This is a genomic window from Kitasatospora sp. NPDC051702, from assembly GCF_040681575.1.
Classification (GTDB): domain Bacteria; phylum Actinomycetota; class Actinomycetes; order Streptomycetales; family Streptomycetaceae; genus Kitasatospora.
In genome coordinates this window covers 190,262-208,453 of record NZ_JBFAZB010000002.1, presented here as the reverse complement: position 1 = coordinate 208,453, position 18,192 = coordinate 190,262, and the positions used below count along the sequence as shown (strand labels likewise).

The window sequence follows — 18,192 nt, the reverse complement described above, 5'->3', positions numbered from 1 at the left end:
CGCTGTCAGTGCCGTGTGCAAGGCTCGGTGCACGGCCGGCGGGGTGCCGGGCGGGACGGATCGTCGAGGGGACGGTGCCATGGGTGGCAGGGCCAGCGGGTCGTTCGAGGTGACGGCGTTCGAGCCGGTCGAGACGGAGGAGCGGGAGGGGGCCGCCTTCGGCCGGATCCGGATCGCCAAGGCGTTCACGGGTGGCCTGTCGGGCGGCAGCGAGGTGCGGATGCTCTCGGTCGGGGGGCCGTCGGGCGCCCCGGCCTCGTACGTCGCGGTGGAGCACGTGACGGGCGAGCTGGACGGGCGGAAGGGCTCGTTCGTCCTGCAGCACTCGGCGTGGGACACCGGCGGCACGACGATCCGGGTGGTGCCGGGCACGGGTGCGGGCGAGCTGGCCGGTCTGACCGGGGAGTTCCACCTGACGGTCGCCGAGGACGGCACCCACCGCTACGTCCTGGACTACGAGCTGGGCTGACCGGCAGCAGGACGGCCCGGCCCGGCCCGGCCCGGGCGCCGGCGGCGAACGGCCGCGGCCGGCCGGCCCCGGGGGTACGGGGTCGGCCGGCCGCGGGCGGGGTGGTCGGTCGATCAGGCCCAGCTGGAGTGCAGCGGCTTGCCCTCGGCGTAGCCGGCAGCGCTCTGGACGCCGATGATCGCCTTCTCGTGGAAGTCCTCGAGGCTGTTCGCGCCCGCGTAGGTGCAAGAGCTGCGCACGCCGGCGATGATCGAGTCGATCAGGTCCTCGACGCCGGGGCGGGCCGGGTCCAGGAACATCCGGGAGTGCGAGATGCCCTCCTCGAACAGCGCCTTGCGGGCGCGGTCGTAGGAGGAGTCCTGGGCCGTGCGGTTGCTGACGGCGCGGGCCGAGGCCATGCCGAAGCTCTCCTTGTACTGGCGGCCGTCGGCGGAGGTCTGGAGGTCGCCCGGGGACTCGTAGGTGCCGGCGAACCAGGAGCCGATCATCACGTTGGAGGCACCGGCGGCCAGCGCCATGGCGACGTCGCGCGGGTGGCGCACGCCACCGTCGGCCCAGACGTGCTTGCCGAGGCGGCGGGCCTCGGCGGCGCACTCCAGGACGGCGGAGAACTGCGGGCGGCCGACGCCGGTCATCATCCGGGTGGTGCACATGGCGCCCGGGCCGACGCCGACCTTGAGGATGTCGGCACCGGCCTCGACGAGGTCGCGGACACCGGCGGCGGAGACGACGTTGCCGGCCACGATCGGGATCTGCGGGTCCAGGCCGCGGACGGCGCGGAGCGCGCTGATCATCGACTCCTGGTGGCCGTGCGCGGTGTCGACCACCAGCACGTCGGCGCCGGCCTCGATCAGGGCCTTGGCCTTGCCGGCGACGTCGCCGTTGATGCCGACGGTGGCGGCGATCCGCAGCTTGCCGGCGGCGTCCACGGCCGGGGTGTAGAGGGTGGCGCGCAGCGCGCCCTTGCGGGTCAGGATGCCGACCAGCCGGCCGTCGCCGTCGACGACGGGGGCGAGCTTGCGGTGCGCCTCGGTGAGCTTCTCGAAGGCGGCGCGCGGGTCGACGTCCTCGGCCAGCAGCAGCAGGTCGCGGGACATGATGTCGGCGAGGCTGGTGAAGCGGTCCACGCCCTGGCAGTCGGAGTCGCTGACGACGCCGACCGGGCGGCCGTCCTCGACGACCACGAGGGCGCCGTGCGCGCGCTTGGGCAGCAGCGACAGCGCCTCCGCGACGGTGGCGCCGGGGGCGAGGGTGATGGGGGTGTCGAAGACCAGGTGGCGCTGCTTGACCCAGGAGACGACCTCGGCGATGACCTCGGTCGGGATGTCCTGCGGGATGGCGACCAGGCCGCCGCGGCGGGCGACGGTCTCGGCCATCCGGCGGCCGGCGATGGCGGTCATGTTGGCGACGACGAGCGGGATGGTGGTGCCGGTGCCGTCGTTGGAGGAGAGGTCGACGCCCTGCCGGGAGCCCACGGCGGAACGGCTGGGGACCATGAAGACGTCGTCGTACGTGAGGTCGTACGAGGGCTTGAGGTCGTTCAGGAAGCGCATGAAGGGGGGCTCTCTGGCTGGGAGAAATTACACCTCGGGTGCGGTTGCGGCGGTGCCGCGGGGCGCACTCGGGCGCCCCGCACCCAACGTTCGATTCTCCGGGACGGTGGGGGCAAAAGCCAGTTCGGGGGCGATTGCTGGCGCTGTGCACAAACCATGATCAAAGCTCCGCGCGTAGACATGGAGGATCATCCAAAAGATCGGCCTTTCGCCCCGGCTGGGGCCACTCCCGTAGCATTCACGCGGTAACGGCGAGGCGATCGGGAAGCGGCGACAGGCATGACGGCGGGCGTGGACATCGAGCAGGACCAGGGCGGCACGGACACCGAGGAGGAGATCGACTACGGTCCCGGCCTCGACCCCGAGCGCCTGCGGCTCTGCCTGGACGTGCTCGCCGAGCTCGACGGACTGCACGTCGACCACCCGGACGCGATCACCGTCCGCCAGGCCGTCGGCGGGGTGTTCCGCACCCTCAAGCAGCGCCGCCGCCAGGAGACCCGGGCCCGCAAGACCGCCAACGACCGTGCGGTGACCGCCCGCACCGCCACCGGCGCCCCCACCCGGATCGACGACGAGACCGCCGGCGCCTTCGGTCTGACCACGGCCACCACCACCGAGATCGCCGGCATCCTCGAGCGGCCCCGCTCCTGCTACACCTGCAAGGGCCGGTACGTCGAGGTCGACGCGTTCTACCACAACCTGTGCCAGCCCTGCGCGGCGAAGAACCGGGCCCACCGGGACGCCCGGGCCGACCTCACCGGCAAGCGCGCGCTGCTCACCGGCGGCCGGGCCAAGATCGGGATGTACATCGCGCTGATGCTGCTGCGCGACGGCGCCCACACCACCATCACCACGCGCTTCCCCAACGACGCGATCCGCCGCTTCACCGCGATGCCGGACAGCGCCGACTGGATCCACCGCCTCAAGGTCGTCGGCATCGACCTGCGCGACCCGGCCCAGGTCCTGGCGCTCGCCGACGAGGTCGCCGCGGACGGCCCGCTGGACATCCTGATCAACAACGCCGCGCAGACCGTCCGGCGCCCGCCGGAGTCCTACCGCGAGCTGATCGCCGCCGAGTCCGCGCCGCTGCCGGCCGGCGAACTGCCGCAGTCCACCACCATCGGGCGGTTCGGCAGCGGCAGCGTCGACCTGCCCGCGCTCCCCCACCAGGCGGGCGAGGACGACCGGCGGATGGCCGCCGAGGACGTCACCTCGCTGGCCCTGGTCACCGGCTCGGCGACGCCCGACCGGATCGCGGCCGGCACCGCGATCGACGCCGGCGGCCTGGTGCCCGACCTCGCACCCACCAACAGCTGGGTGCAGACCGTCAGCGAGGTCGGCCCGATCGAGCTGCTGGAGGTGCAGCTCTGCAACTCCACCGCGCCGTTCATCCTGATCAGCCGGCTGCGTCCGGCGATGGCCGCCTCGGCCTCGCGCCGCAAGTACGTGGTCAACGTCTCCGCGATGGAGGGCGTGTTCCACCGCGGCTACAAGGGCGCCGGCCACCCGCACACCAACATGGCCAAGGCCGCGCTCAACATGCTCACCCGCACCAGCGCGCAGGAGATGTTCGAGGCCGACGGCATCCTGATGACCGCCGTCGACACCGGCTGGATCACCGACGAGCGGCCGCACCCGGACAAGATGCGTCTCGCCGACGAGGGCTTCCACGCCCCGCTCGACCTGGTCGACGGCGCCGCCCGGGTGTACGACCCGATCGTCCGCGGTGAGCAGGGCGAGGACCTGTACGGCTGCTTCCTCAAGGACTACGACCGCTCCAACTGGTGACCACCGAAGGAGAACGCGAGTTGACCCACGCACCGCTGCTCGGCGCCGGGATCATCGTGCCCACCGGCGACGGCCGGGTCCTGATCGGCCGTCGGACCACCGCCGGTGAACCGCCCACCTGGAGCCTTCCGGGCGGGAAGGTCGATCCGGGCGAGTCCTTCGAGGAGACCGCGGCGCGGGAGCTCGCCGAGGAGACCGGCATCGTGCTGGCCGCCGGGGAGATGCGGGTGCTCGCTCTGCTGCTCGACCACGAGCTCGGCCGGCCCCGGCTGACCGCCGCCGTGCTGGCGCCGCCGAGCCTGGCCGAGGCCGTCGTCACCGAGCCGCACGCCTGCGGCGGCTGGGAGCGCTTCCCGGTGGACGCCCTGCCGGAGCCGATGTTCTACCCGTCCGGGCTGGTGCTGGACAGCTGGCTGCCGGGCGCCGGCGTCACCCGCCGCCCGGGGACGCACGGCTACCCGGTCGGCTGACGGCGCGCCGCGGCCGTCCGGGCACGGGACGCGCCGGTGCCCCGGGACTCCCCTGTGGTCCCGGGGCACCGGCCGTCGCGGGGGCGTGGTCCGCCCACGGCGGGTCAGCCGTCGCGGGGACGACCCCGGCCGTGGCGGCCGTCAGCCGTTGCGGGCCGCCTCGGGCCCGGTGATCCGCTTCAGCAACGGCAGCGTCGAGGCGATGATCCCCAGCGAGGCGACCAGCCCGAAGGCCGTCAGCCCGTAGTAGACCGCGCCCGGCGACACCAGGTCGTACTCCATCTGCGACTTGAGGAACATGGCCGCCGCCGCGAAGCCCGTCCCGATGGCCACCCCCGACACCAGCAGCAGCGGCAGCGCGCTCTCCAGGCCGATCACCCGTTGCAGCAGCCCCAGCGGGGCTCCGGTCAGCCGCAGCATCGCGAACGGCCGGCGGCGGTCGGAGAGTCCGGCCACCACGCTGACCGCGAGGCTGCAGCCGGCGATCGGCAGGGTGGTCAGCAGCACCACGTCGGCCAGCTGGCGCCAACCGGCGAGCTCCTTCTGGAAGGCGGTGCCCCAGTCCTGGACCATCCGGGCCTGGAAGGTCGGATAGGCCCTGGTGAAGAGGGTGCGCAGCTGCTCCATCGCGGCGGACGAGCCGTCGGTGGTCGCGTAGATCATCTTCACCGGCAGCCCGGCGACCTCCTCCGCGGGGACCGGCACGGCCGGCCACTCCTGCTCCTCGGCCGCCGCGTGCAGGCTGACGAACTGGAACACCGGGACGGCCGCGACGCTCGCCCCGGGGGCGCAGTGGCCGAGCACCGGCACCTGCGCCAGCTCCGAGCAGAGCACCAGCGCCGGTGCGAAGCGGGGCGGGTCCGACGGGTCCCGGCCGACCCCGGTCGGGTTGGTGTGCGCCAGTGCGAGCCCGCGGAAGCCGGGGACGGCCCGGGCGTCCGCCAGCAGGCCGTCGGAGACCCGGTCGATCGCCTGCGGGTCCAGGATGTCCCGGGAGGTGTGGACGACCGAGGCGCGGGTCTTCGGATCGCCGCTCAGAGCGCCGCGGTTGTCGTTGATGGTGCCGATGATGCAGACCGTCGCCGTGGTGACGAACAGGGCCAGCACCAGGCCCGCCACCGAGCGGAACCCGGCCTTCGGGTCGTCCGCGAGCCGGCGCACCGCGATCAGCGCGGCCGGGCGGCTGGTGCGCCGGGCCACTGCCCGGGCGGCGGCCATGGTCAGCCACGGTCCGGCGACCACCAGCCCGAGCATCACCAGCAGGAAGCCGGTGAGGTAGGCGGCGGTCTGCCCGTTGGTGGTGGCCGGCCGGTGGCCCACGAAGACCCCGAGCTCGACCAGGCCGAGCGCCAGCGGGACGAGCCGCCAGGCCCGCGGCGGCTTCGGCGTCACCCGCCGGGAGACGCCCAGCGGCGAGATGGTGACCCGGCGCAGGGCGAGCCGGGCGGCCAGCGCCGCGGCGACGGGCACGCCCAGGGCCACCCCGAGGGCCTGCGGCGCGCCCAGCCCGAGGTCGCCGGCGAAGAAGCGGTCCCCCGTGAAGGGCACGGCGGCCACCAGCGGGCGCAGCGCGTAGGAGAGGCCGAAGCCGGCGGCGGTGCCGATCACCGAGGCCACCGTGGACTCGACCGCCGAGACCACCGAGATCTGCCCGGGGGTCGCGCCGACCAGCCGCATCGCGGCGAAGCGCTGCTCGCGGGTGGCGGCGGACAGCCGGGTCGCGGTGCCGATGAAGATCAGCACCGGGAAGATCAGCGCGCCCGCCACCGTGGAGAGGATCAGCGTCATCGCGTCGCCGCGCACGCCCTCGCCGTAGCAGTCGCTGTCGCACTCGGCGGGGACGCCGGTGGCGATGGTGGTGACCCGGGTGGCCCGCGGCGCGGCCGCGACCTCCTCGGCGGTGCGCCCGACGATGACCGTGAGGGTGTCCGGGGAGGGCAGTGCGGCGTCGCCCAGGACGCCGGCCGACCGGCCCGGGAGGCGGTCCGCGAGCTGGACGCCCGGGACGCCGCGGAGCAGCTTCGCCAGTGCGGGTGAGGCGTAGTACTCGCCGGGCGCCGGCAGCCGGTCCAGGCCGGGCGGGACGGGCGAGGTGGGCCCGGTGGCCGCGACGTCGACCTCGAAGATCCTCCGGCCCTGGTAGTAGTCGTCGTGGGCGTACCACCAGAGCGGGTCGACCGGGGCGGTGTCGGTGCGGCTCTTCGTCCCGGTGTTCATCCAGTGCTGGCGCTCGTTGGCCTTGCCGATCGCGTTGACGCCGGCGAGCGTGGACAGCAGCAGGCCGACGCCGATCGCCACGGCGGCCGCGATCATGACCAGGCGGGCGACGGCCTCGCGGCCGCCGCTGACGGCCAGGCGGAGCGAGAAGAGGATCACCGGACCACCGCGCCGGCGGAGATCGTCCGGGCCCGGCCGTCGCGCACGACGGCCTCGCGGTCGGCGTAGGAGGCGACCCGCGGCTCGTGGGTGACCAGGATGACGGTGGTGCCCTGCTCGCGGGCCGAGTCGACCATCAGCTCCATCACCTGCTCGCCGGTCAGCGAGTCCAGCGCGCCGGTCGGCTCGTCGGCGAACAGCACCTGCGGACGGGCCACCAGGCCGCGTGCCAGGGCGACGCGCTGGGCCTGACCGCCCGACAGCTCACCGGAGCGGCGTTGCTCCATGCCGTCCAGGCCGAGCCGGGCGAACCAGGGCCGGGCCTCGGCCAGCGCGGACGCCCGCCGCACTCCGTTCAGCAGCAGCGGCAGGGCGACGTTCTCCTCCGCCGTCAACTCCGGCACGAGCTGGCCGAACTGGAAGACGAAGCCGAACGCGTCCCGGCGCAGGGCGCTGCGTCGGGACTCGGGCATGGTGTCCAGGCGCTGCCCGTTGAAGTGCACCTCGCCCGCGTCCGGCACCAGGATGCCGGCCAGGCAGTGCAGTAAGGTCGACTTCCCCGAGCCGCTGGGGCCCATGACGGCGAGCACCTCGCCGGCCGCCACGGACAGGCTGGCCCCGCGCAGGGCGGGCGTCTCGCCGAAGGCGAGGGTGACGTCGCGGGCCTCGATCACGGCGGTCACGGGCGCACCGCCTCGGCGAGCGCGTCCAGGCGGGCGGCGGTGAGGTCGATCCAGCGCAGGTCCGCCTCAAGGTGGAACAGCCCGTGGTCGGCGAGCAGCGCGTCCACCAGGGCGCCGCTGCGGCGCAGTTCGGTGAGTTCGCGCATCCGGCGCAGGTGGGCGGCGCGCTGGGTGTCCAGGTACTCCTCGGCATCGCGGCCCAGCATCAGGGCCAGCACCACCTTGGTGAACAGCGTGCTCTGCAGGGTGGGTTCGGGTGCGACCGGGTCCTTGAGCCAGGTCTCGAACTCCGTCACCCCCGCCTCGGTGATCACGTAGCGCTTGCGCTCGGGCCCGTCGCCGGGCTCGGCCTCGCCGGCCACCACCTTGCCGTCCCGGGCCAGCCGGCCGAGGGTCGCGTACACCTGACCGTACGGCAGGGGCTTCCCCCGCCCGAAGAACTCGTCGTAGTCGCGCTTGAGGTCGTAGCCGTGGCTCGGCTCTCGCTCCAGCAGCCCCAACAGGGTCAAAGGAACACTCATGGGGAGACCATACCCCAGGCGTATACTCCGAGTGTATAGCTGGCGAGAATACGCCCATGAGCTGCGGAAACACCGAGGAGAGGGTGCGGGCGGGCAGGAGGCGGCCCCACGTCCGACCCCTGCACCGCACCCGGCCCGGCACCCCCACGGTCGACCGGACCCGGCCGCGCCCCGGCACGAGGGGGCGGCCGGACCAAGCCTGCCCCGGACGCGCACCGGCTGCCGAGGGCCGAACGTCCCGGATGCGGGCGGCCCTCGACCGCTCCGGTGGTCCCGGCCCGTCCGGCGCGGGCCCGGGCCGGTGGTCCCGATGGTCCCGGTGGTACGAGCCCGCACGACTCTTGTGCCCGGGCGTCCACCGGGGGAGATTGGGTGAAGAACTCCGGCGGGCGCCACCGCCGTTCCGCCCCGACGCCACTGAGGAGCCGTCACCGTGCCCGACTCACCGCGCCCGGCCCGGCCCGCCTCGCCCCTGCGGCGAACCGGCCGCCGGCTGCGGTGGGCCCTCGGCGCCGGAACCGACCCCCTGCTCCGGCCCGTCGACCGGGCCCGCTCCCGCGCCTGGCTGGCCGCCCTCCTCGGGGCGCTGCTCGCCCTGGCGCTGACCGCCGGCGGCGCCCTGGTCGGCTACCGGACCGCCGTTCCCCGGGCCGACGCCGACCGCGGGCTGCTGCGCGTCGTGGACGCCGTCGTGCTGAGCGTCCCCGAGGACCACCGCGCCGTCTCCGGCAGCCGCTTCGGCGGCAGGCACCACGACCGCGTCGACGTCGAGGCCCGCTGGACGTCCCCCGACGGCGTCCCGCACACCGGGACCGTCCAGGCGCCGCGCGCGACCACCGCCGGGTCGGTGCTGCCCGTCTGGGTCGACCGGGCCGGGGAGCCGACCGGGCCCCCGCTCGACCACACCGCGATCGCCGTCTCGGCCGCCTGCACCAGCCTCGGCGCCCTGCTCGCCCTGCTGGCCCTGCTCGTCCTCGCCCTGCGGCTGCGCCTGCACACGCTGGAGCGCCGCACCGACGAGGCCTGGAGCCGCGACTGGGCCCGCCTCGAACCCCTCTGGAGCGGCCGCGCCGGCCACCGCCAGGACGACTGACCCGACGCCATGACTCGGCCCGACCTGGCCCGAACTGCCCTGATGCGGCCCGGGCCGGCGCCTCAGAGCGGGTCGGTCCAGCCGGGCGGCGCGGCGTGCGGCCGGGCGGCCCGGTGGGTGAGCGCGGCGACCAGGACGAGGAGGGCCACCGCCAGGGCCAGCGCGGCGGGGACGTCGGTGTGCAGGACGAGCACGGCGCCGAGCAGCGCACCGGCGAACATCCAGGCCGCGGAGGCCAGCCGGCGCGGCCCGGTGCGGTCGGCGGCGAGGGCGGTGATGGTCATGGTGAGCACCGTGGTGGTCAGGTCCGGCACCTTGAGCGAGCGCACCACCGCGTTCTGCCCGCCCATCGCGAAGCCGAGCAGGCCGATCAGGGTGTAGCGGACCGGGTCGGAGCCGTGCCCGGCGACGGCCGCCAGGACGGTGCCCGCCGCGACGAGCACCGCCTGCGCGGTGACCGCCGTGCTCAGTAGGTGCCCGCGGTGGCCGGGCAGCCGCTCCGCGAGGCGGCCGCCGGCCAGCGCGCCCAGCAGGAAGGCGCCGAGGGCGGCCAGCGAGGCGGTGGCGGAGAGTCCGGGGGCGCCGGCCAGGGCGAAGCCGAGGAAGACCACGTTGCCGGTCATGTTGGCGACGAAGACGTGCCCGAGTTCGAGGTAGCTGACCGCGTCCACCACGCCGGTGACGAGGGTGAGCACCAGCAGCATCGGCACGAGCGGTCCGTGCCTGGGGTCGGGTGTGGGCATCGGACCTCCCGGTGTCGGTGCTGGGTCGTTGGCGTGACGGTACCTCCGCTCCGCGGGCCGTCCCGGTCGCCGGGCTCGTGCTAGGGCGCGTCTTTCGGATCACGTCGGATCAGCGGGCGTCGTTGGGGTGCGTGCATCGGCGGCGCCGAGGAGGGAGTCCATGCGGAGCATCGGCGACTGACGAGAAGCCGGCGTGGGGGTACCCCCGGCCGAAGGCTGGGGGAGTGCGTGCCCCGGCGGCGACCGCCTGGCGTGATCCGAAAGACGCGCCCTAGGCGAGCGCCGGGCGGTCCGGGTCGTCGGGCTCCTCCTCCAGGTGCCAGTGCAGGTCACGGACGCCGGGTTCGAGGGAGAGCCGGCTGACGACCTGTTCGAGGGCGGGGGCGACCTGTCCGGTGACGGCGACGGTGGCGCGCAGACTGGTGGCCTCCCCGTGGTCGGCGCGCCGGGCGCGCAGACCGGTGGGGGCGAGGCCGGAGGCGGCCAGGGCCTGCAGCAGCAGGGCGCGGATGTGGGTCTCCGAGGTGCGCTCGCACTCCACGTGGACGGTGGCCCGGTTGGTGGAGTCCGGGTCGCTGCCGGACTGCGGCGCCCGGTCGAGCAGCCGCCCGGCCGGGCGCAGGACGAGGTGGACGGCGAGCACGGCCAGGGTGCCGAGGACGGCCAGTTCGAGCTTGCCGGCCGCGGCGAGCACCCCGACGGCCGCCGAACACCACAGGGTGGCCGCCGTGTTGAGGCCACGGACGCCGGCTCCGTCGCGCAGGATGACGCCGCCGCCGAGGAACCCGATGCCCGAGACGACGTAGGAGGCGACCCGGGTGGGGCTGCCGACGTCGACGACGGCCTCGCTGTACAGGACGAACAGGGTCGCCCCGGCGGCGACCAGGGCGTTGGTGCGCAGGCCGGCCATCCGGGCCCGCCACTGGCGTTCGATGCCGATCAGCGCGCCGCAGGCGATACCGGTGGCGAGCCGGACCAGGAAGTCGACGGTGGTCAGGGTGTGCACGACGGCACCTCCTTCGCTCGGGGGCGGACGGGCCGCGGGCTGCTGCCCGCCCGCCGGGGCGGTCTGGACTCAGTGACCCAGGGCGGTCTGGACGATCTTGATGATGACCATCACCATCGCCAGCAGCAGGTAGGCGCGCAGGGCGCCCATGCCGACCTTGCGGGTGGTGGACATCACCGGCTTCGCCAGGGTGTCCAGCGGCGGCATCCGCCACTCGCCCCTGGCCTCCGGCCCCGGGCGCCCCCGGCCGCCGGTGCGCTCGGCCGGGCCCTCCGCGCCGGCCGGGCGGCCCGCGGCGAAGGCGTACCCGGCGACGAGGACGCCCGCCACGCCGCAGCCCGTCATGATCCACAGGATCGCCCGCGAGCTGATGCCCGGCCAGACCACGGAGGCGGTGAGGATCAGCGACAGCATCACCAGGACGCCCACCACGGCCGAGGTGAAGGCGTTCGTCCGCGGCCCGTTGACCCAGGGGCCGAGCACCTCGCGGTCGTTGCAGAGCAGCAGCAGGAACACGGTGGCGGAGGGCAGCAGGACGCCGGCCAGCACCTGGACGAACTGGGTCATCAGGCCCTGGGTGTACTCGGTGGACAGCAGGGTGATCGCGGCGGCCACGGTGACCAGCCCGGCGTAGATGCCGTAGAAGCCCTTGGCGCCCTTGACGCCCCGGTGCAGCGAGTGCCGGATCCCGAAGACGTCGCCGATGGCGTAGGCGGTGGAGAGCGAGACGGCGAAGGCGCCGATGATCGAGGCGTCCAGCAGCGCGACGGCGAACAGCACGCCCGCCAGGTGGCCGGCCCTGGCCTCGATGCCGCGCGCCACCGCACCGGCGTCGGAGAACCCGCCCGCGCCGTCGGTGCCCGCGAAGGCCGCGGCGGTGATGCCGATCATCGCGGCGGCGCCGACGATCACGACGACGATCCCGATCCACAGGTCGACCTTCTCGTACGTCATGAACCGCGGGGTGATCCGCTTGTCGATGACGTACGACTGCTGGAAGAACAGCTGCCAGGGGGCCACGGTGGTGCCGACGATGGAGATGATGACCAGCATCACGGCCGCGAGCTGTCCCGAACCCCCGGGCATGCCCGGCACCGTGAGGTCGTGCGCCATCTGTGAGGTCTTCGGGTGGACCAGGAAGTAGACCGGCACCAGCAGCAGCGAGCCCGCGCACAGGGTGACGGCGACCCGCTCGAAGCGCTGGAAGGAGCCGGTGAAGGCCGAGGCGATGATGACGGCGGCGGCCAGCACCACCGAGGCCGCCTTCGGCAGACCGAGGTAGCCCGCCGCGAGGGTGACGCCGATGAACTCGGTGACCAGGGTCAGCGCGTTCAGCAGGAAGAGGTCGATGACGCTGAAGGCGCCCCAGAACCTCCCGAAGCGCTCCAGGATCAGCCGGGCGTGGCCGACCCCGGTGACGGCGCCGAGCCGCAGCACCATCTCCTGGTTGACGTACAGCACGGGGACCAGCAGCAGCAGCGTCCACAGCAGCTGGGTGCCGTAGTTCTGGCCGGCCTGCCCGTAGGTGGAGAAGGCGCCCGCGTCGTTGTCGCCGACCATCACGATCAGGCCGGGGCCGATGACGGCGAGCAGCGTCCTGAAGCGGGCGGAGAGCGCGTGGCGCGGGGTGGTGTCGTCGAGTCGGATGGTGCCGAGCGCGCCCTTGATGTCGCCGGTGTGGGCGTCGTCGAGCACGGCGGTGCGGGCGGTGGGGACGGTCGGGTCGAGCATCGTGTCGGTCATGACGGGTCCTCCCTGCCCCCTGCGCGGGGGCGGGCCGGGGCATGCGGCGGGGCCCCTGCGGGCACGGCACCGGACCGCACGGCGGCGCTGAGCGGCGGCGGCCGTGCGGGCATGACGGTGCGTCCGATCGCCTGCGTCAGGGCGCGGTCGGGCGCCTGACGAAACGTCAGAGGTGGTGTGCGACAGGGGGGTCGGTCAGCGCGTGCCGGAGGTGATCGAGAGCATGCGGGGGTGGGGGCGACTATGGCCCGGACTACTGCAGTCCATGTCTCTCGCCTCCTCCCGGCCGGGGGCGCACCGTACGTGCGCCGCATCGCGACACGGCAAGGAGCGGACCGGCGCCCGCGACGGGACCGGCACACCCCAACTCGTCAGAGCTTTGGCACTCCACGGCGTGTCCGGCCCGGCGGGTCGGAAGCCACTTGGGGTCAACCCTTAACTCGGGAAGACCTGTCCTGAACCTGGGCGTCTCTCGACGTCGTCGGGTCAGTGGCCTGTGTCCGTGAAGACGCCTCACCGAACGAGGTGCCTTGCAAACCTCGGCAAGCATAGCCCCTCTTCAGCGGCCCGGGGGCGGTTCCGGGGCCGAACTTTTACACCTTTGTAGAACCTTGACCGACCCGGACCGCCTACACGCTCGCGTCTCCGGCATATATAGTTCAGCGACATATTCCGCTGAACAGCGCACGAGGGGGAAGTGTGTCCCACACCGATCCGAACAGTCCCGCGCCGGTCCTGCACCTGGCCGACGTCACCCGGGTGCACGGCCGCGGCGCGGCCGAGGTGCACGCCCTCAGGGGCGTCGAACTCGCCGTCCGACCCGGCGAGTTCGTCGCCGTCATGGGCCCGTCCGGCTCCGGCAAGTCGACCCTGCTCACCCTGGCCGGCGGCCTGGACGCCCCCAGCAGCGGCCAGGTGGTCGTCGAAGGGGTCACCCTCGGCACCCTCGGCCGGCGCCGACTCGCCGACCTGCGGCGGCGTTCCATCGGGTACGTCTTCCAGGACTACAACCTGATCCCGGCGCTCACCGCCGCCGAGAACATCTCGCTGCCCCGCGAACTCGACGGCCTCTCCGCCCGCGCCGCCCGCCGCGAGGCGCACGCCGCCCTGGAGGAGCTCGGCATCCCCGAGCTCGCCGACCGCTTCCCCGACGACATGTCCGGCGGCCAGCAGCAGCGCGTCGCCATCGCCCGCGCCCTGATCGGCGACCGCCGCCTCGTCCTCGCCGACGAACCCACCGGCGCCCTCGACTCCACCACCGGCGAGGCCGTCCTCGCCGTGCTGCGCGCCCGCTGCGACGCCGGCGCCGCCGCCATGATGGTCACCCACGAAGCGGGCTACGCCGGCTGGGCCGACCGCGTCGTCCACCTCCGGGACGGCGCGGTCGAGGCCACGACCACCGTGCGCGGCTCCGACGTCCGGCCACTGGTCGGCCGCGAGGTCCGGGGAGCGGCCCGATGAGGCTCGGCGCGTGGCGGGTCACGCTGCGCATCGCCCGCCGCGACGCCGTCCGCGCCAAGGGCCGCAGCGCCCTGATCGCGGCCATGATCGCGCTGCCCGTCCTCGGCGTCACCGGCGCCGACGTCGTCCACCGCAGCGGACAGCTCAGCCCGGCCGAACGGGTCGAGCGGGTGGTGGGCGGCGCGGACGCCCTGGTCACCGCCCACTCCCCCGGCCGCACCGTCGAACAGGCCCCGATCGCCGAGGACGGCAGCCTCGCCGTCGGACCCCGCGAGGGCGCGGCACCGACCGCCGAACAGCAGAGGGCCGCCACCACCGGCCCGCTGGCCCTGGCCACCGCCCTGCTGCCGCCCGGCAGCACCCTCACCCCCGCGCGCTCCGGCCCGGAGACCGGGGCGACCTCGCCGGAGGGACTGGTCCGCACCCTCCTCGCCGAAGCCGACCTCAGCGACCCGATCTGGCACGGCCGGCTCGACCTGACCGGCGGCCGCGCCCCGAGCGCACCGGGCGAGGTCGCCGCCACCCGGGCCTTCCTGGACCGCGCAGGCCTCGCGACCGGCGCCACCACCACCCTCCAGGGGCTGCCCGGCACGACCCTCACCATCACCGGCGTCGTCGAGCACCCGGGCGACCTCGGCCGCGTCGAACTCGTCGCCCTCCCCGGCGGGTTGATCGACCAGCTGGCCGCCGCCGCACCGCCCGCGCAACCCACCGGGGCGGCCGCCGGAGCACCGGGGGGCGACCGGCGGGACGCCGGGCCCGGCGCCTGGCTGGTCCGCCTCCCGGCCGGGGCCCGCCTCGACTGGGCGAAGGTGCAGGAGTTCAACGCCCACGGCCTCACCCTCACCGCCCGCTCGGTCGCGCTCGACCCGCCGCCGCGCGGCGCCGTCCCCTACTACCGGGACGCGTACCGCACCGCCGACGCCGCGGCCGGCAACACCACCAAGGTCGTGGTGGCCACCGTCACCGGCATGGGACTGCTCGAAGTCGCCCTGCTCGCCGGGCCCGCCTTCGCGGTCGGCGCCCGCCGCGCCCGCCGTCAGCTCGCCCTGCTCGGCGCCGCCGGCGGCCGGCGGTCGCACGTCGGCGCGGTGGTGCTCGGCGGCGGCCTCGTCCTCGGACTGGTCGGCGCGGCGGTCGGCGTGGCCGCCGGCATCGGACTGGTCGCCGCGCTCCGCCCGTGGATCGAGCGGATCGGGGGCTCCCGCTTCGGACACTTCGCGGCGCCGCCGCTGGACCTGCTCGCCATCGCCGGGATCGGGCTCGCCACCGCCCTCCTCGCCGCCGCGCTGCCCGCCCTCCAGGCCTCCCGCCGAAGCATCACCGCCGGACTCGCCGACCGCGACACCGTGCGCCCCCCGAATCGCCGGGTCACCGTCCTCGGCCTGCTGATGCTCGCCGCCGGAGCGGCCCTGGCGCTCTACGGCGCCGCCTCGGTGCCGCGCGGCCTGCCCGTGGTCAGCACCTACGACACCCGCACGCTCACCGTGCTGGCGGGCTCCGTCACGGCCGAACTCGGCCTGCTCGCCTGCACGCCGGTGCTGGTCGCGCTGGTCGGCCGGGCCGCCCGGCGGATGCCGCTCACCGCCCGGCTCGCCCTGCGCGACTCGGCCCGGCACCGCTCGCGCACCGCCCCGGCGATCGCCGCGGTGATGGCCGCCGTGGCCGGCTCCGTCGCCATCGGCGTCTACACCACCAGCACCGACGCCGAGAACCGGCGCGACTACCGGCCGCAGGCCCCGTACGGCGCCGTCCAGCTGAGCTCCGTCGCCGACGGCGACCAGCTCGCCCGGCTGCGCTCCGAGACGGAACGCGAACTGACCGGGCTGGGCGCGCGCGCCGACCTCGCCGACGCGATCTACCGGTTCTGCCCGAACTGCTCCAGCCTCGTCCAGCTCAAGGACACCGGGCAGCAGCGCACGCCCACCGGCCCGCCGCGGCTGGCCGCCGGCGACGCCACCGTGCTGCGCGCCCGCTTCGGCGTCCACGACCCGGCCGCCGAACGGGCCCTCGCCGCCGGCCGGGTCCTCGTCTTCGCGCCCGAGCTGCTGGCCGGCGACGGCAAGGCCGTGCTCGAGCTGCGCGGAGGCGGCGGCGCCCCGCTCAAGCCCGGCGAGATCCCCAAGCCGGACCTCCAGGAGGTCACCGTCGACGCCACCCTCGTCGACGCCCCGGACGCCGCCCGCTACGGCCAGGCCCTGGTGCTCCCCTCCGCGCTGCCCGCCCTCGGACTCGACGCCCGACCGACCGGCTCGCTCTGGCTGCCCGCCACCCCGCCGGACCGCAAGGCGCAGCAGCGCGCCGAGGCCGCCGCGATCCGCCTGGACCGCGCCGCCCAGCTGGACGTGGAACGCGGCTACCAGCCGAAGGGTGACGCCCAGACCCTCGCGCTCGGCGGCTTCGCCGCCCTGGTCGTCCTCGGCGCCGCCGGGATCGCCACCGGCCTGGCCGCCGCCGACTCCCGGCAGGACCAGGCCACCCTGGCCGCCGTCGGCGCACCGCCCGGCATCCGGCGGACCCTGGCCGGCCTGCAGTGCGCCCTGATCGCCCTGCTGGGGGCGCTGCTCGGGGCGGTCAACGGCTTCGTCCCGGCGGTGGGGCTGCTGAAGTCCCGGGCGAGCGGCGTCGGCGCCAAGCCTGCGCTGATCACCGCGCCGTGGGGGCAGCTGCTGCTGATCACCCTGGTGCTGCCGGTGCTGGCCGGGCTGCTCGCGGCGCTGCTCACCCGGTCGCGGGTCCGGCTGGGCCGGCGGCTCTCCTGACCGGCCGCTGAACGGCCGGCCGTCCCCTCCGGTCCGTCCCCGCGCGCCCGTCCCCGTCCGCCGGGGGCGGGCGCGCGCCGCTGCCGTGCGCCGGAGTCGGCGGGCGCCCCGCACCGGGCGCCCGTACCATGGGCGGGTTCGGCGGGCGGAAGGCGTCCGCGGGTGACGAGGGAGGGCTCGGCGGTGCTGCGCGGGTTCGGCGATCTGGAGGCCGAGATCATGGACCGGCTGTGGTCCTGGGGCCGGCCGGCCACCGTGCGCGAGGTCGTGGACGACCTGCAGCGGCAGCGCCCCGTCGCGTACACCACCGTCACCACGGTGGCCGACATCCTGCACACCAAGGGCTGGCTGCGCCGGGACAAGGTCGGCCGGGCCTGGGTGTACGAGCCGGCCTGCACCCGGGAGGCGTACACCGCGCAGCTGATGCACCAGGCCCTGGAGACCACCCCGGACCGGGCCGGCGCACTGCTGCACTTCGTCGAGGGGATCAGCGGTGACGAGGCCTCCGCCCTGCTGGCGGCGCTGGAGCAGGTGAAGGACCGGGGCACCGCGTGACCCTGGCGCTGCTCGGCCTCCACCTGGCCGTGACCGGGGCCCTGCTGCCCCGGTGGCTCACCCGTTCCGCCCGGCTCCAGGCGCGGCTCCAGACCCGGCCGACCGCCGCGGCGGCGCTCTGGCTGGCGCTGATGGCCTCGTTCCTGGTCGCGCTGCTGCTCGCGGCGCACCACACGGTGGAGCCGTTCGCCCGCGAGCCGGCCGGTCTGGTCGGCCTCTTCCCGCACACCGAGCCGACCGGGCCCGTCCTCCCGCACACCCACGACTGGTGGCTGCTGGCCGCCGCCGGGGCCGTGCCCGGCACGGTGGTGGCGGCCGTCGGGGTGCGCGCCGGGCGGGTGCGGCGGCGGCACCGGGCGCTGCTGGACGTGGTCGCCGTCCGGGACGGGCGCTGGGACGCCCTGGTGCTGGAGCACGCCCGGCCCACCGTCTACTGCCTGCCGGGCCGCCGCTCCCGCGTGGTGCTGTCCCGCGGGGCGCTGCGCCTGCTCGACGAGCGGCAGCTGGCGGCGGCCGTGGCCCACGAGCACGGCCACCTCCGGGGCCGCCACCACCTGTTCCGGCTGCCGGCCGACACCTTCGCGCTGCTGTTCGGCCGGCTGCCGCTGGCCCGGCTCGGGCGGGCGCAGGTGGCGCTGCTGCTGGAGATGGCGGCCGACGACGCGGCGCTGGCGCGGGCGTCCCGCACCGAACTGGCCTCCGCGCTCTGCGTCCTGGCCACGTCCGCCGGGCCCCCGGAGGCCGCGCTGGCGGTGGCCTCCACCGGCGTCCTGGCCCGGGTCCAGCGGCTGGCCCGGCCCGGCCCGGCCCACCGGCGCGACCGGCTCGCCTGGCGCACCGCCGTGCTGGCGGCCCCGCTGCTGCCCTACCTGCTGGCCTGCGCGCCGCATCCGTAGGAACCGACGGGCCCGACGTCCGACGGGCTTCGGGGTCCGACGGGCTTCGGGGCCCGACGGGCCTTGGGGACGC

At 75.2% G+C, this 18,192-nt stretch carries 15 protein-coding genes and 1 riboswitch; of the genes, 8 read left to right on the top strand and 7 right to left on the bottom strand.

The window, feature by feature from the left end:
• The first annotated feature begins 79 nt into the window (after positions 1-79).
• Positions 80-469 carry a DUF3224 domain-containing protein gene (locus AB0N04_RS02795; RefSeq protein ID WP_360208119.1) on the top strand — a complete coding sequence of 130 codons (390 nt, stop codon included), beginning with the start codon at positions 80-82 and terminating at the stop codon, positions 467-469.
• A gap of 113 nt (positions 470-582) precedes the next feature.
• Here the strand turns inward: AB0N04_RS02795 and AB0N04_RS02790 are convergent, their stop codons facing one another.
• Positions 583-2,022: a GuaB1 family IMP dehydrogenase-related protein gene (locus AB0N04_RS02790; protein ID WP_360208121.1), complete on the bottom strand. Its 1,440-nt coding sequence runs from the start codon at positions 2,020-2,022 to the stop codon at positions 583-585.
• A 297-nt stretch (positions 2,023-2,319) separates the two neighbouring features.
• Between AB0N04_RS02790 and AB0N04_RS02785 the strand changes: the two genes are divergently transcribed.
• Both AB0N04_RS02785 and AB0N04_RS02780 read left to right on the top strand, forming a co-directional pair.
• Entirely contained in the window at positions 2,320-3,810 is a 1,491-nt protein-coding gene (locus tag AB0N04_RS02785; protein WP_360208153.1) for an SDR family NAD(P)-dependent oxidoreductase, read from the top strand.
• Between the two features lie 20 nt (positions 3,811-3,830).
• Positions 3,831-4,280, top strand: a complete 450-nt coding sequence (locus AB0N04_RS02780) for an NUDIX domain-containing protein (protein WP_360208124.1) — start codon at positions 3,831-3,833, stop codon at positions 4,278-4,280.
• Between the two features lie 141 nt (positions 4,281-4,421).
• Here the strand turns inward: AB0N04_RS02780 and AB0N04_RS02775 are convergent, their stop codons facing one another.
• From AB0N04_RS02775 to AB0N04_RS02765, 3 genes are read right to left on the bottom strand one after another with little or no spacing between them, the layout of a single operon-like run.
• Positions 4,422-6,656 (bottom strand): FtsX-like permease family protein, encoded by a 2,235-nt coding sequence (locus AB0N04_RS02775; protein ID WP_360208126.1) that lies wholly within the window; start codon positions 6,654-6,656, stop codon positions 4,422-4,424.
• Positions 6,653-7,339: an ABC transporter ATP-binding protein gene (locus AB0N04_RS02770; RefSeq protein ID WP_360208129.1), complete on the bottom strand. Its 687-nt coding sequence runs from the start codon at positions 7,337-7,339 to the stop codon at positions 6,653-6,655. The genes AB0N04_RS02775 and AB0N04_RS02770 overlap by 4 nt, the downstream gene beginning before the upstream one ends.
• The gene (locus AB0N04_RS02765) at positions 7,336-7,860 is read right to left on the bottom strand and encodes a PadR family transcriptional regulator (protein ID WP_360208132.1); all 525 of its coding nucleotides are present in this window, start codon (positions 7,858-7,860) and stop codon (positions 7,336-7,338) included. The genes AB0N04_RS02770 and AB0N04_RS02765 overlap by 4 nt, the downstream gene beginning before the upstream one ends.
• 433 nt (positions 7,861-8,293) lie before the next feature.
• Here AB0N04_RS02765 and AB0N04_RS02760 point away from each other — a divergent pair, with 433 nt between their 5' ends.
• The gene (locus tag AB0N04_RS02760) at positions 8,294-8,953 is read left to right on the top strand and encodes a hypothetical protein (RefSeq protein ID WP_360208135.1); all 660 of its coding nucleotides are present in this window, start codon (positions 8,294-8,296) and stop codon (positions 8,951-8,953) included.
• A 62-nt stretch (positions 8,954-9,015) separates the two neighbouring features.
• Here the strand turns inward: AB0N04_RS02760 and AB0N04_RS02755 are convergent, their stop codons facing one another.
• The 3 genes from AB0N04_RS02755 to AB0N04_RS02745 all read right to left on the bottom strand — a co-directional run bounded on the left by AB0N04_RS02755 (position 9,016) and on the right by AB0N04_RS02745 (position 12,445).
• Positions 9,016-9,696, bottom strand: a complete 681-nt coding sequence (locus AB0N04_RS02755; RefSeq protein WP_360208137.1) for a YoaK family protein — start codon at positions 9,694-9,696, stop codon at positions 9,016-9,018.
• Between the two features lie 271 nt (positions 9,697-9,967).
• Positions 9,968-10,702, bottom strand: coding sequence for an MgtC/SapB family protein (locus AB0N04_RS02750; RefSeq protein ID WP_360214764.1), 735 nt, complete (start codon positions 10,700-10,702; stop codon positions 9,968-9,970).
• A gap of 69 nt (positions 10,703-10,771) precedes the next feature.
• The gene (locus AB0N04_RS02745) at positions 10,772-12,445 is read right to left on the bottom strand and encodes an NRAMP family divalent metal transporter (protein ID WP_360214767.1); all 1,674 of its coding nucleotides are present in this window, start codon (positions 12,443-12,445) and stop codon (positions 10,772-10,774) included.
• Between the two features lie 355 nt (positions 12,446-12,800).
• A riboswitch (M-box (ykoK) riboswitch) is annotated at positions 12,801-12,977 on the bottom strand.
• Between the two features lie 167 nt (positions 12,978-13,144).
• On the opposite strand from AB0N04_RS02745, the gene AB0N04_RS02740 reads away from it, so the two are divergent.
• The 4 genes from AB0N04_RS02740 (at position 13,145) to AB0N04_RS02725 (ending at position 18,119) form a co-directional block, all read left to right on the top strand.
• Positions 13,145-13,906, top strand: coding sequence for an ABC transporter ATP-binding protein (locus AB0N04_RS02740; RefSeq protein WP_360214770.1), 762 nt, complete (start codon positions 13,145-13,147; stop codon positions 13,904-13,906).
• The gene (locus tag AB0N04_RS02735; protein ID WP_360214773.1) at positions 13,903-16,668 is read left to right on the top strand and encodes an FtsX-like permease family protein; all 2,766 of its coding nucleotides are present in this window, start codon (positions 13,903-13,905) and stop codon (positions 16,666-16,668) included. Before AB0N04_RS02740 ends, AB0N04_RS02735 begins: the two co-directional genes overlap by 4 nt.
• Before the next feature lie 186 nt (positions 16,669-16,854).
• On the top strand, positions 16,855-17,223 hold the full coding sequence (locus tag AB0N04_RS02730) for a BlaI/MecI/CopY family transcriptional regulator (protein WP_360214927.1): 369 nt from the start codon (positions 16,855-16,857) through the stop codon (positions 17,221-17,223).
• Positions 17,220-18,119, top strand: a complete 900-nt coding sequence (locus tag AB0N04_RS02725) for a M56 family metallopeptidase (RefSeq protein ID WP_360214776.1) — start codon at positions 17,220-17,222, stop codon at positions 18,117-18,119. Before AB0N04_RS02730 ends, AB0N04_RS02725 begins: the two co-directional genes overlap by 4 nt.
• Positions 18,120-18,192 lie beyond the last annotated feature (73 nt).

Coding starts and splice junctions, on each gene's coding strand:
- AB0N04_RS02745 (WP_360214767.1), bottom strand. CDS start 12,445: ATGACCGACACGATGCTCGACCCGACCGTCCCCACCGCCCGCACCGCC.
- AB0N04_RS02790 (WP_360208121.1), bottom strand. CDS start 2,022: ATGCGCTTCCTGAACGACCTCAAGCCCTCGTACGACCTCACGTACGAC.
- AB0N04_RS02755 (WP_360208137.1), bottom strand. CDS start 9,696: ATGCCCACACCCGACCCCAGGCACGGACCGCTCGTGCCGATGCTGCTG.
- AB0N04_RS02735 (WP_360214773.1), top strand. CDS start 13,903: ATGAGGCTCGGCGCGTGGCGGGTCACGCTGCGCATCGCCCGCCGCGAC.
- AB0N04_RS02795 (WP_360208119.1), top strand. CDS start 80: ATGGGTGGCAGGGCCAGCGGGTCGTTCGAGGTGACGGCGTTCGAGCCG.
- AB0N04_RS02765 (WP_360208132.1), bottom strand. CDS start 7,860: ATGAGTGTTCCTTTGACCCTGTTGGGGCTGCTGGAGCGAGAGCCGAGC.